General features: G+C 67.1%; 15 protein-coding genes. 10 read left to right on the forward strand and 5 right to left on the reverse strand.

Annotated features, from left to right (window positions below; translation table 11 throughout):
- Positions 1-160: 160 nt before the first annotated feature.
- From ACFK0J_RS09360 to ACFK0J_RS09370, 3 genes are read left to right on the forward strand one after another with little or no spacing between them, the layout of a single operon-like run.
- On the forward strand, positions 161-5107 hold the full coding sequence (locus tag ACFK0J_RS09360) for an NAD-glutamate dehydrogenase (RefSeq protein ID WP_378738475.1): 4947 nt from the start codon (positions 161-163) through the stop codon (positions 5105-5107).
- Positions 5108-5115: 8 nt separating this feature from the next.
- Positions 5116-5571, forward strand: coding sequence for an acyl-CoA thioesterase (locus ACFK0J_RS09365; protein ID WP_378742717.1), 456 nt, complete (start codon positions 5116-5118; stop codon positions 5569-5571).
- 43 nt (positions 5572-5614) lie between these two features.
- Positions 5615-6280 (forward strand): hypothetical protein, encoded by a 666-nt coding sequence (locus ACFK0J_RS09370; RefSeq protein ID WP_378738477.1) that lies wholly within the window; start codon positions 5615-5617, stop codon positions 6278-6280.
- 1133 nt (positions 6281-7413) lie between these two features.
- Here the strand turns inward: ACFK0J_RS09370 and ACFK0J_RS09375 are convergent.
- Together ACFK0J_RS09375 and ACFK0J_RS09380 are read right to left on the reverse strand one after the other, a co-directional pair.
- The gene (locus ACFK0J_RS09375; RefSeq protein WP_378738480.1) at positions 7414-7725 is read right to left on the reverse strand and encodes an AzlD domain-containing protein; all 312 of its coding nucleotides are present in this window, start codon (positions 7723-7725) and stop codon (positions 7414-7416) included.
- On the reverse strand, positions 7722-8474 hold the full coding sequence (locus tag ACFK0J_RS09380) for an AzlC family ABC transporter permease (protein WP_378742719.1): 753 nt from the start codon (positions 8472-8474) through the stop codon (positions 7722-7724). The genes ACFK0J_RS09375 and ACFK0J_RS09380 overlap by 4 nt, the downstream gene beginning before the upstream one ends.
- 80 nt (positions 8475-8554) lie before the next feature.
- Between ACFK0J_RS09380 and ACFK0J_RS09385 the strand changes: the two genes are divergently transcribed.
- Complete coding sequence (locus ACFK0J_RS09385; RefSeq protein ID WP_378738482.1) at positions 8555-9124, forward strand: helix-turn-helix domain-containing protein; 570 nt, start codon at positions 8555-8557, stop codon at positions 9122-9124.
- Between the two features lie 7 nt (positions 9125-9131).
- Here the strand turns inward: ACFK0J_RS09385 and ACFK0J_RS09390 are convergent, their stop codons facing one another.
- Positions 9132-9836: an HNH endonuclease gene (locus ACFK0J_RS09390; RefSeq protein ID WP_378738484.1), complete on the reverse strand. Its 705-nt coding sequence runs from the start codon at positions 9834-9836 to the stop codon at positions 9132-9134.
- A 274-nt stretch (positions 9837-10110) separates the two neighbouring features.
- On the opposite strand from ACFK0J_RS09390, the gene ACFK0J_RS09395 reads away from it, so the two are divergent.
- Positions 10111-10539, forward strand: coding sequence for a globin (locus tag ACFK0J_RS09395; RefSeq protein ID WP_378738486.1), 429 nt, complete (start codon positions 10111-10113; stop codon positions 10537-10539).
- A gap of 134 nt (positions 10540-10673) precedes the next feature.
- Positions 10674-12275, forward strand: coding sequence for a glycoside hydrolase family 13 protein (locus ACFK0J_RS09400; protein WP_378738488.1), 1602 nt, complete (start codon positions 10674-10676; stop codon positions 12273-12275).
- Here the strand turns inward: ACFK0J_RS09400 and ACFK0J_RS09405 are convergent.
- Both ACFK0J_RS09405 and ACFK0J_RS09410 read right to left on the reverse strand, forming a co-directional pair.
- Positions 12272-12610, reverse strand: a complete 339-nt coding sequence (locus ACFK0J_RS09405) for an alpha/beta fold hydrolase (RefSeq protein ID WP_378738490.1) — start codon at positions 12608-12610, stop codon at positions 12272-12274. The two genes, ACFK0J_RS09400 and ACFK0J_RS09405, sit on opposite strands and share 4 nt — an antisense overlap.
- A 66-nt stretch (positions 12611-12676) precedes the next feature.
- On the reverse strand, positions 12677-13045 hold the full coding sequence (locus tag ACFK0J_RS09410; protein ID WP_378738492.1) for an alpha/beta fold hydrolase: 369 nt from the start codon (positions 13043-13045) through the stop codon (positions 12677-12679).
- Between the two features lie 60 nt (positions 13046-13105).
- Here ACFK0J_RS09410 and ACFK0J_RS09415 point away from each other — a divergent pair, with 60 nt between their 5' ends.
- The 4 genes from ACFK0J_RS09415 to ACFK0J_RS09430 all read left to right on the forward strand — a co-directional run bounded on the left by ACFK0J_RS09415 (position 13106) and on the right by ACFK0J_RS09430 (position 15447).
- Positions 13106-13477: a MerR family transcriptional regulator gene (locus ACFK0J_RS09415; RefSeq protein ID WP_378738494.1), complete on the forward strand. Its 372-nt coding sequence runs from the start codon at positions 13106-13108 to the stop codon at positions 13475-13477.
- A 77-nt stretch (positions 13478-13554) separates the two neighbouring features.
- Positions 13555-13860, forward strand: a complete 306-nt coding sequence (locus ACFK0J_RS09420) for a hypothetical protein (protein ID WP_218475126.1) — start codon at positions 13555-13557, stop codon at positions 13858-13860.
- Positions 13847-14311 (forward strand): DUF5130 domain-containing protein, encoded by a 465-nt coding sequence (locus ACFK0J_RS09425; protein WP_378738496.1) that lies wholly within the window; start codon positions 13847-13849, stop codon positions 14309-14311. The genes ACFK0J_RS09420 and ACFK0J_RS09425 overlap by 14 nt, the downstream gene beginning before the upstream one ends.
- 338 nt (positions 14312-14649) lie before the next feature.
- On the forward strand, positions 14650-15447 hold the full coding sequence (locus tag ACFK0J_RS09430; protein WP_378738498.1) for an NAD(P)H-binding protein: 798 nt from the start codon (positions 14650-14652) through the stop codon (positions 15445-15447).
- Positions 15448-15500: the final 53 nt, after the last annotated feature.

Consider the following 15500-nt stretch of genomic DNA (forward strand, 5'->3'; position numbering starts at 1 on the left):
CGAGATCATCCATCTGAGCTTGGCAATCGCGTGGCGAACACGGCGGTTGTGGTGAACACCCCAGGATTGGAAGGGATTTCACCCCCGCGTCTTCGACGCACAGCTACTCTCGGACCGGCGTCGCTTTGTTACGGAACCGAATCCGAGGAGTTGGCGAAAAATGACGGTCTCGTCCGAATTGTCCAGTGCGGCGTGGGCCGCGAGTTTGCCGCAGGTACTGCGTGGCGAACTCGCGACCCTCGAGGAGGCGTATTTCCGCCACGTCGACGCGGGCGATGTGGACTGCGCGATCACCGGCATCACCCAGATCTTCCGGCGGCACATGGAGTTGGCCATGCACCGTCCGGCGGGCCGGGCGTTGGTCCGGGTGTACCACCCGGACGACGGCTCCGGCCTCGGCGCGGCGGTGCAGGTGGTCACCGACGACATGCCGCTGCTCGTCGAATCGATCACCTCGTCGCTGAGCAGGCTCGGCGTCAGCGTGAGCGAGGTGATCCACCCGATCTTCGAGGTCGAGCGCGACGCGGACGGGCGGCTGATGCATGCCGCCCCGCACGAAGTGGACGGCAACGGCGCGACCGCGCTGCGCGAGTCGTGGATGCACCTGCAGCTGCACCCGGCCACCAGCCGGGCCCTACTGAGCCGGATCGAGTCCGGCTTGCCGAATGTGGTCGCGGACGTGCGTCAGGTCATCGGTGACACCGAGGCCATCAAGGACGTGCAGAGCAGGCTGGCCGACGATCTGGAACTGGCCGCGAAGTCGGGCACCGCACCGTTCCCCGAGATTGATCTGGTCGATACCGCGAACCTGTTGCGCTGGTTGGCCAGCGGCAACTTCACGGTGTTGGGCTATGCCCGCTACCAGTTGAGCTCCGAGCAAGGGCAGGAGAACTCCAACCCGCTGCCGGGCAGTTGCCTCGGTGTGTTGCGGCCCGACGTCGGCACCGATTTCCGGGTGCCGATCAACGCCACCGACCGCCCGCTGCTGATGCTCACCCAGGGGCTGGTGCCCGCGACGGTGCACCGCTCGGTCTACCCCTACTTCATCGGTGTCGCCGACTTCGACGAGGCGGGCACCATCGTCGGTGAGCATTTGTTCATCGGCGTCTTCACGGTCACCGCGGTGCACGAGAACGTGCTGGACATCCCGGTGATCGAGCGCCGGGTCCGCTCGGTGATCGAGGAGAGCGGTTTCGACCTGGAATCGTTCTCCGGGCAGGCGATGCTCGAGGTCATCCAGTCCTTCCCGCGCACCGAACTTTTCTCCTCCGATGCCGAGACGATGCGCCGGACCGCCCTCGCGGTGCTGAATATCGGGCTGCGTCGGCAGGTCCGGCTGTTCCTGCGTGGCGACGGCTACGGCCGATTCGTCGCCTGCATGGTCTACCTGCCCCGCGACCGCTACACCACTCGGGTGCGGTTGGAGATGCAGGAGATCCTGGTCCGCGAACTGGGCGGCGTTTCCATCGACTATTCCGCCAGGGTCGGCGAAAGCGACTTGGCCAGCGTGTATTTCACGGTACGCATGCCGGAGGCCGAGTTCGGCGCGCCGCGCTACGCGGCACCGCCCGCGGACACCTCCGAGGCCAACCGGCTGCGCATCCAGGGCCTGCTCGCCGAGGCCAGCCGTACCTGGGAAGACCACCTGAACGACGAGGTCAGCACCTCGACGATGCTCGACCCCGCGGTGGTGCAGCGCTACGCCGAGGCGTTCCCGGACGCCTACAAGGAGGACTTCCAGGCCGACCGCGCGCTCGCCGACATCGTCCGCCTCGAACGTCTGCGGGACGGCGGCATCGACCAGTACCTGTACCGCAACGCCGATTCCGACCCCGGTTCCTGGCGGTTCTCCCTCTACGTCGCCGGTCCCGGCATCTCGCTGAGCCAGGTGCTTCCGGTCCTGCAGAGCCTCGGTGTCGAGGTGGTCGACGAGCGGCCGTACCAGCTCGAGCTGGAACCCCAGCCCGGCGGCGACCCCAGCACCGGCGGGGAACGCTGGATCTACGACTTCGGCCTGTTGGCTCGGGCGGAGTTGTTGCGCAGTGCGCTCGACCGCGATCTCGACGCCGAGCTGCTGGAGTCGTCCAAGCGTGCCGCCGTGCTGGAGGCGGAGGTTCGCGGCCTGCGGGAGCGGTTCACCGAAGCCTTCGAGGCGGCCTGGTACGGCCGCGCGGAAGCGGACGGACTGAACGAACTGGTGCTGCGCGCCCGCCTGCCGTGGCGTGCGGTGTCGATCCTGCGCACATACGCGAAGTACCTGCAGCAGGCCGGTTTTCCGTACAGCCAGGCCAACATCTCCCGGGTGCTGCTCACCTACCCGGACGTGGCGCGACTGTTCGTCGACCTGTTCGCGGCCCGGTTCGACCCGGACACCGTCTCGGCCGAGCACGCCGCCGAACTGGAGATCCAGGTGCGCGGCCGGATCGACGAGGTGGTCAGCCTCGACGCGGACCGCATCCTGCGCGCCATTCTCAACCTGATCCGGGCGACGCTGCGCACCAACTACTACGTCACCGACGCCGAGGGCATGCCCCGCGACTACGTCTCGGTGAAGGTCGAGCCCCGCGAGATCAACGAATTGCCCAAGCCGAGGCCCCAATTCGAGATCTTCGTGTACTCACCGCGGGTCGAGGGTGTGCACCTGAGGTTCGGGCCGGTGGCTCGCGGCGGGTTGCGCTGGTCGGACCGACTGGAGGACTTCCGCACCGAGGTGCTGGGCCTGGTCAAGGCGCAAGCGGTGAAGAACGCGGTCATCGTCCCGGTCGGCGCCAAGGGCGGCTTCGTCGTGAAGCAGCCGCCCGCGGCCAGCGGCGATCCCGTCGCGGACCGGCAGGCACTCGGCGCCGAGGGCGTCGCCTGCTACCGCACCTTCATCTCCGGCCTGCTCGATGTCACCGACAACGTCGACCGCGCGACCGGCAAGGTGCTGCCGCCCGACCGGGTGGTCCGCCGCGACGGCGACGACACCTACCTGGTGGTGGCCGCGGACAAGGGCACCGCCACGTTCTCCGACATCGCCAACGATGTGGCTCAGCGCTACGGTTTCTGGCTCGGCGACGCCTTTGCCTCGGGCGGCTCGGCGGGCTACGACCACAAGGCGATGGGCATTACCGCCAAGGGTGCCTGGGAAAGCGTAAAACGCCACTTCCAGGAAATGGACATCGACACCCAGACCCAGGATTTCACCGTCGTCGGCATCGGTGACATGAGCGGTGACGTCTTCGGCAACGGCATGCTGCTGTCCGAGCACATCCGGCTGATCGCGGCGTTCGACCACCGCCACATCTTCCTGGATCCGAACCCCGATACCGCCGCGTCCTACGCGGAGCGGCAGCGGATGTTCCAGCTGCCCCGTTCCTCGTGGGCCGACTACGACGCCACGCTGATCAGCAAGGGCGGCGGGGTCTGGGACCGCACGGTCAAGTCGGTGCCGATCAGTCCGCAGGCTCGAAAGGCGTTGGGGCTGGCCGACGATGTCGAATCGCTGTCCCCGCCCGAACTGGTCCGCGCCATCCTGCTCGCGCCCGCGCAGCTGCTGTGGAACGGCGGCATCGGCACCTACATCAAGGCGAGCACCGAATCCAATGCCGAGGTGGGCGACAAGTCCAACGACCCGGTTCGGGTCAACGGAAACCAGTTGCGCGTCAAGGTGATCGGCGAAGGCGGCAACCTGGGCGCGACGGCGCTCGGCCGGATCGAGTTCTGCCGCAACGGCGGCAAGATGAACACCGACGCGCTCGATAATTCCGCGGGCGTCGACTGCTCCGACCACGAGGTCAACATCAAGGTGCTGCTCGACACCGTCGTCTCCAGCGGCGAACTCGCCGAGGCCGAACGCAACCCGCTGCTCGCCTCGATGACCGATGAGGTCGCGCGGATGGTGCTGGAAGACAATGTCGCGCAGAACTTCCTGATGGGCATGTCGCGCACCGACGCAGCGGAGATGCTCAACGTGCACATGCGGCTCATCGAGGATCTCGAACAGCGCCGCGGCCTGGATCGGGAACTGGAGGCATTGCCGTCGGAGCCGCAGCTCAAGCGAATGCTGGAAGACGGCGTGGGCCTGACTTCACCGGAACTGGCCAATCTCATGGCGCACGTGAAGCTTTCGCTCAAGGCCGATCTGCTCGACACCGATCTGCCGGACAGCCCGTTCTTCGTCACCAGGCTGCCGGAGTACTTCCCGACCCCGCTGCGTGACCGGTTCGGTGTCGCCATCAAGAAGCACCGGCTGCGCCGGGAAATCCTCACCACGATGATCGTGAACGAGATGGTCGACTACGGCGGCATCACCTACGCGCACCGGCTGAGCGAGGAGACCGGCGCCACCGCCACCGACGCGGTGCGCGCGTTCGCCGCGGCCACCGAGATCTTCGGACTGCCGGAAATGTGGGCCCGCATCCGCGCGGCCGACGCCGCCACCTCGGTGCGTGACCTGCTGGAACTGGAAACCAAACGGACACTGGACCGGGCGTCGCGCTGGTTCCTCAGCAATCGCCCGCAGCCGATCGCGGTCGGCGCGGAGATCAACCGGTACTGCCGCGACGTGCAGGAGTTGGCGCCGAAGGTGCCGGGCTGGCTGCGCGGACATCACGTCGCCACGCTCACCGATCAGTCGGCCGAGCTCATTGCCCGCGGTGCGCCGACCGAACTGGCCACCGAGGTGTTCGGGCTGCTCAACCTGTTCCCGCTGCTGGACATCGTGGACATCGCCGACATCACCGATCGGGACGGCGACGAGGTCGGCGCGCTCTACTACGCGTTGAACGAACACCTCAAGATCGACTGGCTGCTCCAGGCGGTGAGCCACCTCGAGCGCGGCGACCGCTGGCACTCGCTGGCCCGGCTCGCGCTGCGCGACGACATGTATTCCTCGCTGCGCTCGCTGACCCTCGATGTGCTCTCCGCCGGTGACCCGGAAGAGAGCGCGGACGAGAAGATTGCATACTGGGAGTCGAAGAACCAGTCCCGGCTCGGTCGCGCCCGAGCCGCGCTGTCGGAATTGTTCGAGTCCGGAACCCACGATCTCGCCACGCTGTCGGTTGCAGCGCGGCAAGTGCGAAGCATGGTGAGCGGGGTGGGCGCGCAATCGGAGGTACCACGTTGACGAGCTCGTTGAACGGTAACGGGAAGGCGCAGGGCAGCAATGTCGTGCTGCCCAAGCGTTTTCACACCCAAGTAGATGTCAGGTGGTCGGACATGGATGCTTTCCAGCATGTGAACCATGCCCGCATGGTGACGTTGCTGGAGGAGGCGCGCATCCCGTGGCTGTTCGAGGGTGACCGCCCGACCGCCGCGCTGCGGACCGGCTGTGTCCTCGCCGACCTGCGGGTGCGGTACCGCGGCCAGCTGCGGCACGAGGACACGCCGCTCGATATCGCCATGTGGACCGAGCAACTGCGGGCAGTCGACTTCACCATCGGCTACGAGGTGCGCGCAGCCGGTGCGGCGCCGGACTCGCCGCCCGCGGTGATCGCCTCTACCCAGATCGCCGCGTTCGACATGACGGCCCAGCGGTTGCGCAGGCTCAGCGAGGCCGAGCGCGACTACCTGGCCCAGTGGTTGGACTGATCCACATCGGTGATCGCCGGCTGAGAACGGCAGCACAGCCGTGATGGCAGAACAACGCGTGTTGCACGTGTCCGATCCGGCGGAGCGAGAGAACCTCGCGACGTTCCTGACTCGGGCGGTGCGGCTGGACCCCGCGGCGGTGGTACGTATCCGCCGCCGCGGGGAGCGGTACGTCTCCGCCTGGGTAGCAACGGGTTTCGAGGCGCTCGCGGTCCGCACCGTGGTCGGCGAACTCGGCGTCGACGATGTCACCGTCGGCGCCGACATGGTGCTGGCCGGCCTCGGCTCCGGCCTCCCCATCGACCTCGGCTACTCGATGGACTCCGCGTGGCGCGGCGCACTACCCCCGCCGGACGGTTTCGCGCACATCGATGACGTACCCGCCCGCACCCTCGTCGAACTCGCCGAGCAGGGCGCACAACTGGCGAAGGAACACGGCAGCAGCCACGGCCCGCCTGCCTCACTCCTCGACCAAACCGTGCTCACCGTCTCCGGCGCCGACACCCAGGTGCAGGTACCGATGCGAGTCGTCTTCGCCCTCACCGCAATGGATTTCATCCCCCACTCCGGTGACAAAGCCGACTCCCGCCGCATCCTCCCCACCGAAATAGTCCGCGTCCGAGCCAGCAAAACCTGGCTACGCATAGACGCCCGCTACGGCTCGGTAGCCCGCCGCCGAGGCGCCAACATCTCCCTATCCCCAACCTGACCCCCCGCGCTTACGTTCATGATCAACGGGACACAACGGCGCGCTTACTCGAACAATGCCACCACGACGTCCCGTTGATCATGGTTCCCCTCGGGTGCGACGGATCGCTCATGATCGAACGGGACGTGACGGTGGGCCCACTCGAACAATGCCGCCGTCATGTCCCGTTGATCATGGTTGCGCTGGGTAGGTCGTGGCGTTGGTGGCGAGTGGGACGTGGTGGTGGACCTTCTCGCACGATGCCGCCGTCATGTCCCGTTGATCATGGTTGCGCTGGGTAGGCCCGTGGCGTTGGTGGCGAACGGGACGTGGTGGTGGGCTTACTCGCACAATGCCTCCACCACGTCCCGTTGATCATGAATCCCAATCCTCCCAACCTTCCTGACCGCCGAAAATGACGCTCGAAAACAGCACCACAGCCAGTCGACCACGCCGGTACCCGAGCTCCAATCCCCAAGCCGCGGAAGAGAAAGCCGGGAACCCCACCTCACGCGCCCAGCATTAATCCGGGCATCCCACGCAGGGTCGCCAACCGTTGGGCAGCACACCCCGAGGAATCCCTAAGCACTCAACCCTGGGCGAGTATCCCGCGCACGGTATTTTCGCCGCGCACCAAACAGCTAGCCAACTCGTACGCCGGAGGCGAACATGCGCGCGGGCGGGGATGCGCGCGGGCGGGGATGCGCGCGGGAGGCGAACATGCGCGCGGGCGGGGATGCGCGCGTGAGGCGGGGATGCGCGCGTGGGCGGGATGCGCGCTGTCCTGGGTGGGTACGCCAGAGACTCCCGTAAAGGTGCACCTACCACGGGGTTACTGAGCAGTGCTGGGCACGTCGTGTGCCGTACCCGGCTTTCTTTACCGGTCAGGTGCGCGGGGTGGAGGTTCCAGCGTGGTCATCTGGCTGTGGTTGCGTGTCGGGGGCTTTCGGAAAAGTGGTTAGGTGGCGGTTTGGGAGGTCGATCAGAGCGGCAGTTGGGCTCTTGCCATGGATCGCAAAGAGTTTCGCGGGTGCTCACAGAGCTCCCTACGGTTCACAACGGTTGTAAACCCTGTAGGCCGTTTGCGACTTCTGTGAGATCACAGCCGGTCGGGGTGGGTGCCGGAAACGGTTCGGCGGGGGTGGTATCTGCGGTCAACCCACGCCGAGGAGGCGGAGTAGGGCGGTGGTTGTGGCGGCGGCGAGGATTACGACCAGGATGGGTTGTTTGCGCCAAGCCAACAGGGCGGCGACGAGAACTCCTGCGGGGAGGGCGAAGCCGAAGTTGCCGGAGCCGGTGGGTAGGGCGGTGACGGCGACGAGGGCGGCGAGTAGGACTACGGCGCCGACCTCGAGTAGGCGAACTACGCGGGTGGGGAAGCGGATACGCTCGCGCAATGCCGGACCGGCCCAGCGGAACGCGTAGGTTCCCACGGCAAGTGCGATCATTCCCGCGGCCAACATCATTCGGCACCTGACTCACATGTAGTGCGATCGGATTTCGAAACTGGCTCAGAGCTTTCCGGTACAACGGCGTCACCCCTGCACTGGTCGCTTCCACGTCCCGCCACCAGCAAGCCCGAAAGCGCAACCAGCACAGGCATTCCCGCAGGTAAGAACGGCGCGCTGGCGACAGCAACCGCGGCACCGACCAAAGCCGCACGCAGCGTTGCCTTTTCCCGCAACGCCGGAACGATCAACGCGAGCAGCACCGCCGGAAACACCGCATCCAGCCCGAACGCCGCGGTATCCGGAACGAACGTCCCGATCAACACTCCGAGCGCAGCACCCCCTGGCCAGGCCAGCAACACCCCGAACCCACAAGCCCAATAGGCGGCCCGTTTGCGCTCAACGTCGGGCTGGGCCAGCGCCATCGCCACCGACTCGTCGTTCATCAGATGCACGCCGAGCGACCGTCGCCACCCGCTGCCGACTACATCCGGCACCGAAAGCCCGTACGGCAGATGCCGGGCATTGACCACCAGCCCGGCCAGCACCGCCGCGATCGGGCTGCCACCTGCCGCGACGATCCCGATGAACAGGAACTCCGCACCCCCGGCGAGCACCACCACCCCCAGCACGATCGGCAGCCACGGGGGAAGACCGCTTGTCACGGCGGTCGCACCGTAGGACACCCCGATGACGCCGACCGCCAGGCATACCGCCGCGATCCCCGCCGCTGTGTCCCGGCCGAGTGTTCGCCATATCGAACGCATGTAGCTTATAGTGAACATGGTAGGCCGGTTCGTCAATATGGTTTTCTGTTGAGTGGTTCACCACCCCGATGGGAGAGCAAGTGGCACTGCAGGACTCGACGACGGCGACACCGCAGGCGGTGATCGCCGCCGCGCTGCGCCGCGAACGCACCCGCGCCGGGCTTTCGCTCACCGAGGTCGCGCACCGCGCGGGCATCGCGAAATCCACGCTCTCGCAATTGGAATCGGGCACCGGCAATCCCAGCCTGGAAACCCTATGGGCATTGTGTGTCGCCTTGGAGATGCCGTTCTCCCGGCTGCTCGACCCGCCGCGACCGAATGTCCAGGTGATCCGGGCGGGGGAGGGTCCCGTGGTCGTCGCGGAACGGTCGGACTATCGCGCCACGTTGCTGGCCGCCAGCCCGCCCAACGCGCGCCGGGACATCTTCCGGATCACCGCCGAACCAGGACATGCCCGCAAATCCGACCCGCACATCCCGGGCGCGGTGGAACACGTGCTGATCGCGACCGGCCGCGCCCTCGTCGGCCTCACCGACGCGCCCCTCGACCTGTCGCCGGGCGACTACATCTCCTACCCGGCCGACGTCCCGCACGTCTTCGAAGCCCTGGCACCCGGCACCACGGCGACACTGATCGTCGAATACACCTGACCGCGGGTCAGGCAGCGCCCTCGCCGAGATACTGCAACCACACCGGGTCCAGGTCCGCCGTCGTCGACAGCAGCCGCCAGTGCGGTCCCTTCGGCGAGACCAGCGGCGAACGCAGCGTCCAGCCCAGTTCGCTCAGCATTTTGTCGGCCTTGCGATGGTTACACGGTGCGCAGCTGGCGACGCAGTTCTCCCAGGAGTGTTCGCCGCCGCGACTGCGCGGAATGACATGGTCTATGGTCTCCGCCTTGGCACCGCAGTAGCCGCAGCGATAGCGGTCGCGGTGCATGAGTGCGGCACGGGTCATCGGGACGCGAGCCCGATACGGCACGTGGACGTAGCTGCGCAGGCGGATCACCGAGGGAATGGCGACGGCGGCTTCGGCGGAATGGACTACCGGGCCTTCGGCATCGTGGTGAACGGTGTCGGCTTTATCGCAGATGAGCAAGACGATCGCACGGCGCGCGGACAGAGCGGTGAGCGGCTCGTAGGTGGCGTTCAGAAGCAGCACCCGGCGCTTCAACCAGCTCGGACTCTCACTGGGCGGCGGTGCGGAGCGGTGCGCATGATCGGCGTGGCCGTGATGCGCGCCCGGATAATGATCGGACAGGATGTGCAGCGGAGTAGCCCCCGACCCACGATTGTGGACGTCGGCGGGCTGGAGTTGTCGGTGGATGCGCGCCTCGCGTGATCTGGCGCTGTGCCGCTGCTTCATCTGGACCTCAATTTCATGATTGGCAGGATCATGCTGTTTAGCTCGGCAGAGATTGCCACCCAGTTGACCATGGAACGACGGCTATTGCACGGTGATTTTCAACAATGTCCGGTTAACTGTGGCTGAAGAGCCGCCAGGTCGCGATTCCGCGCTGTCTCGAGCCGTCGTGTGGGCTGCCGATGCCGAGCGCGTCACCGAGACGGGGGCAAGGGTGACCGTAGTCCCAGGAGGCCGCACAATGGACTACGGCGCATCCAGCGAATCGAGAGGGTCTATGACTTCGGGCGAGCAAACAGGAGCGGCTTCGGCAGAGCAGACGGCGGCGTCGTTCTACGAGGCGGTCGGCGGGGCGGATACGTTCCGGCGGATCGTCGCGGCGTTCTATCGCGAGGTGGCCACCGACGAGGTGCTGCGCCCGCTCTATCCCGAGGAGGACCTGGGCCCGGCGGAACGCAGGCTGCGCATGTTCCTCGAGCAGTACTGGGGCGGCCCGCGCACCTACGGCGAGGAGCGAGGTCATCCGAGGCTGCGGATGCGGCACCATCCGTTCACGATCGGGCCGTTGGAGCGCGACGCGTGGTTGCGTTGTATGCGAATCGCCGTAGCGGAGATCGAGCCCGAGCTACTCGATGACGAGCACCGCAAGGCGCTGCTGGACTATCTGGAGATGGCGGCGAATTCGCTGATGAACGCCCCCTGGTGAGGGCGTTTCGGTCGAGAGCCCGGACGGCCCGAGGGTTTTCGCCGCGTCCGGTCGGACGCTGGAGATTTGCCGGAAGTCGAGATTGCTGCTCCGCCTAAGGGTTTTTGCCGCAAAACTTTGGCACTATTACGTCTGTGACTGATACACCAGCCGTACCGGCGCCGGTGGATCGCACCACGCAACCATGGTGGCGGTCGGCCGTGTTCTACCAGGTTTATCCCAGATCCTTCGCGGATTCCGACGGTGACGGGGTCGGCGACCTCGGGGGAGTCCGCGACAAGCTCGGCTATCTGGAACTGCTCGGCGTCGACGCACTGTGGGTGTGTCCGGTGATGCGGTCGCCGATGGCCGACGGCGGCTACGACGTCGCCGATCCCCGCGATATCGACCCGCTGTTCGGCGGACTCGCCGCGATGGACGAACTGATCGCCGAGGCGCACTTCCGCCATATCAAGATCACGATGGACCTGGTGCCTAACCACACCAGCAACGAACATCCCTGGTTCCTCGCGGCGCTCGAAGCCGGGCCGGGCAGCCCGGAACGCGCCCGCTACCTCTTCCGCGACGGCCGCGGCCCCGGCGGCGACGCCCCGCCGAACAACTGGCCGAGTATTTTCGGCGGTCCCGCGTGGACCAGGGTCACCGAGCCCGACGGCACGCCCGGCCAGTGGTACCTGCACCTCTTCGCGCCCGAGCAACCCGACCTGAACTGGGAAAATCCGGAGGTCGCCGCCGATTTCGAGAAGACCCTGCGGTTCTGGCTGGACCGCGGCGTCGACGGCTTCCGCCTCGACGTGGCACACGGCATGGCGAAACCGGTGGGGCTGCCGGACATGACGGTGGTCAAGTCCGCCCTGCTCGCCAACGATGACGACGACCTGCGCTTCAACAACCCCGAGGTGCACGAGATCCACCGCCGCATCCGCAAGGTGCTCGACGACTACCCGGACGCGGTGTCGATCGGCGAGGTGTGGGTGAACGACAACACCCGCTTCGGCGAGTACGTGCGTGCCGACGAGCTGCACTTGGCCTTCAATTTCCGGCTGGCGCAGACCGAGTTCGACGCCGACGACATCCGCTCGGCGATCGACAATTCGCTCGCCGCGGTCGCGCCGGTCGCCGCGTCGCCGACCTGGACGCTGTCCAATCACGACATCAAGCGGGAGGTCACCCGCTACGGCGGCGGCGCGGTGGGGGAGGCGAGGGCACGCGCGATGATCCTGCTCGAGCTCGCCCTCCCCGGCGCGGTGTTCATCTACAACGGTGCCGAACTCGGTCTGCCGAACGTGGACGACCTACCCGACGAGGTACTGCAAGACCCGGCATGGGAGCGATCCGGGCATACCGAACGCGGCCGCGACGGCTGCCGGGTGCCGATTCCGTGGGAGGGCACCGCACCGCCGTTCGGTTTCACCACCGGACAACCCTGGCTGCCGATGCCGCCGGAGTGGACCGGACGCACCGTGGAGGCACAGCTCGAGGAACTCGGCTCGACCCTCTCGCTGTATCGGATGGCCATCGAATTGCGCGGTCTGCGACCGGAATTCAGCGGTGACCGAATCGAGTGGTACGGCAGTCCGCCCGGTTGCCTGGCCTTCCGCCGCCAAGGCGGTCTTGTGTGTGTGCTGAACGCCTCGAACACCCCCACCCAGCTGCCGCCCGGCGACGTGCTGCTGGCCAGCGCCGCGCTGGACGGCGGTCAGCTGCCGCCGAACACGACGGCCTGGCTGGTTTAGCGGTCGGCGAGGAAGTCGAGCACGACCTCCGCCCACTCGTCGGGTCGTTCGTCGGCGAGCGCGTGTCCGGAGTCGAGCTCGACATACTTCGCGCCGGGGATGCCCGCCAGCAACTCCCGCGAGTGCGCGGGTGACACCACCTGATCGTGTGCCGCCGCGACGACCAACGTCGGCACCCTGATCGCGCCGAGGTCCGCGCGGACATCGATCCGAGTCAGCAGATCGAGCTGGTCGTCGGCGCCGGCGGGCAACGCGGACGCGATGGCCTCGATGAGCGAATCGAGCTCAGCCGTCGACCGCTCATCGAGCCACTTCGCGCTCCAGCCGATCAGCACCAGATAGGCCGCGAGACTGCGCGGGTCACCGGCGGCGGCGAGGGCACGCCAGGTCTCGACGACGAGTCACAGCCGGGGGTTCGGCCGAGCGAGACCGGCGGAGAGAGCGAGCGCGGTGACCCGATCCGGATGCCGGGTCGCCGTCCGCACCGCGATCGGCGAGCCCGTCGAGAACCCGAGCACGGCAAAGGTATCCAGCCCGGCCCGGTCGGCGGCGGCCACCAGCTGGTCGGCGAGTTCGTCCGCGGTGAGCGGCTTTTCGGCCCGCGGCGTCGCACCGGAGCCGGGATAGTCCGGCCCGACGACGGTGTGTTCGCGGGCGAGCCGAGCGACCAACGGCCCGAAACTGTCCTGGATATCGCTGCTCGCCCCGTGTGCGAGCAGCAAGCCGGGACCGGTACCGCGAACAACGGCGGTGAGAGCTGAAGTAGTCATGCGGCGAACGCTAAAGTCTCACATAAGTGTGAATGTCAACCCTGGTGTGAGGCGGCTCGCGTGCGAATCGGTGAACTGGCGGCGCGGACCGGCGTGCACCCGCGCCTGCTGCGCTATTACGAAGAGCAGGGCCTGATTTCGCCCGATCGCGACACCAATGGCTATCGCAACTACAGCGCCGACGTGCCCGGCGTGGTGACCCAGATCCGCGCACTGCTCGGCGCGGGCCTGTCGACCGAGGTGATCCGCGACATCCTGCCCTGCGCGCACGGCCCGGCGCCGGAGCTGGAACCGCACCCGGACATGCTCGCGGTGCTCGGCCGGGAACTCGCGGCCATCGAGGCCAAGATCGACTGTCTCGCCGAGACCAGAGACATCCTCACCTGCTACCTGAACGCGACCCGGGCGAAGCTGGCTACGCAGGACCGATAGCCGTCGCGGCTCGACACGAAACAGCCGCGATGCCACCAGAAGAAGAACTACTACACAGCATCGTCTACCGTTGGACCGTGAGCATTCTCGAGACAGTGCTGATCTTCGTCGGCATCCCGCTGGTGATCTACGGCGCGATCGCCGGATTGTCGTATCTCGGTAAGCCGCTGCCCGGTGAGAAGCCGGTCCACTACGACCTCGGTCAGCAGTGGACGTCGGCTCCGGTGCTTTGGAGTGCGACCGACGAGGTGACCTCGGCGTTTCATCACGAACGGGCCGAGGAGTCGCATGGCCATCATGCGGAGACGTCGCATGGCCACCATGCGGCAATCGAAGCGCCCAAGGCGGAGCTGATCGGAGGCCGGGCAAGTGGCAAATTCTAAGTGGCCCGCGGTGGTCGAGTCCGACCTGCCGCGCGGGTATGTGGTCACCAGCAGCGGACGCGTCTCTGGCGTGCACGAGGCGGGTGACGTGTTCAAGGAGGCCCCGTTCAGCGATGAAGAGCGGCTGGCCATGGACAACGTGCTCACCGAGGCGACCCGCGCGACCAAGGTGCGCTTCAACGTCTACATCGGCGACCTGGGCACCGATCCGGCCGCGGGTGCGGACGCGATCTTCCCCGGCACGCCCGACGCGACCCGGTCGGTGCTGATCGCCGTCTCGCCCAACGACAAGGCGATCGAGGTCCGCTCCGGCCGCGAGGTCGCCGACCGCGCGAACGATCGGGTCTGCCAACTCGGCGTCACCGCCGCGCTCAGCTCGTTCCGGCAGGGCCAGCTGATCGACGGCCTGGTCTCCGCGGTCCGGGTGATGGCCGCCGCCATCGGCCGCTGACACCGAGCCGCCGCTGACACCGAGCCCATCGCCGCTGAGGCGGGAGCCCCCGCTGATACCGAGCCGCCGCCGTTGAGGCGGGAGCCGCCGCTGATATCGAGCCGCCGCCGTTGAGGCGGGGCTGCCGCTGTTAAGGCGGGCTACAGGGTGTTGAAGCCGAGCCGCCGCTGAGGCGGAGTCGAGAGCATGCTTCCGGCGCGCTCACCCTTGCCGGGTGAGCGCGCCGTTGGCGTCGGGTGGGGCGGTATTCGCGCCGCCGCAGACACGATTTTTTCGGGATCGGGTAGCACCACAATTGGGGGTTGCTGCTCCTTGCGCGGTCCGCGCACCGTGGTCAGATGAAGATTCTTGTGACAGGAGCCACCGGCAATATCGGCCGCAAGGTCGTCGATCACCTTCTCGCGGGCGGAGCGGACGATGTCCGGGCATTGACCAACCATCCCGACCGGGCCGCGCTACCCGCGGGCGTCGAGGTCGCCGAGGGCTATCTGGGCCGGGTGTCGTCACTACCGGCCGCGTTCGAAGGCGTCGAGCGGATGTATCTCGCGCCCGTGCTCGAGACCATCGATGAGGTTGTCGCGCTGGCGAAGAAGGCGGGCATCCGGCACATCGTCGACCTCTCCGGCGAGGCGCACTGGACGCCGATCGCGCAAGCTGTCGAGGGCTCCGGCGTCGACTGGACCCATCTGTTCGCCGGTGAATTCACCGAGAACTCCGCCATCTGGGCCGATCAGATCCGCGCGTCCGACCAGATCCGCGACCCCGCCCCCGAGGCCGCGACCGCACCCCTCACCATGGACGACATCGCCCGCGTCGCCGCGAAGGTCCTGCTCTCCGACGGCCACGCCGGACAAACCTACGAACTCACCGGCCCGGAAACCCTCACCAGAGCCGACCGCATCCACCACATCGGCACCGCTCTCGGCCGACCCCTCACCATGGTGAAAGTCCCACGCGAGGAAGCCATTCAGATCTTCGCGAAAACCATGGGCGACGGCGCCGAATGGTACGTAGACATCACCACTTCCCTCATCGGCACCCCCCAACCCCCCACCACAACCATCGCCGACCTAACCGGCACCCCCGCCACCCCATTCGCCCAATGGGCCGCCACCAACACCCACCTCTTCACCTAGCCGATCAACGGGACATGACAGTGCCGCTACTCGCACAATGCCGCCGTCATGTC

Origin of the sequence: Nocardia brasiliensis (assembly GCF_042691675.1) — a bacterium.
GTDB lineage: Bacteria > Actinomycetota > Actinomycetes > Mycobacteriales > Mycobacteriaceae > Nocardia > Nocardia brasiliensis_D.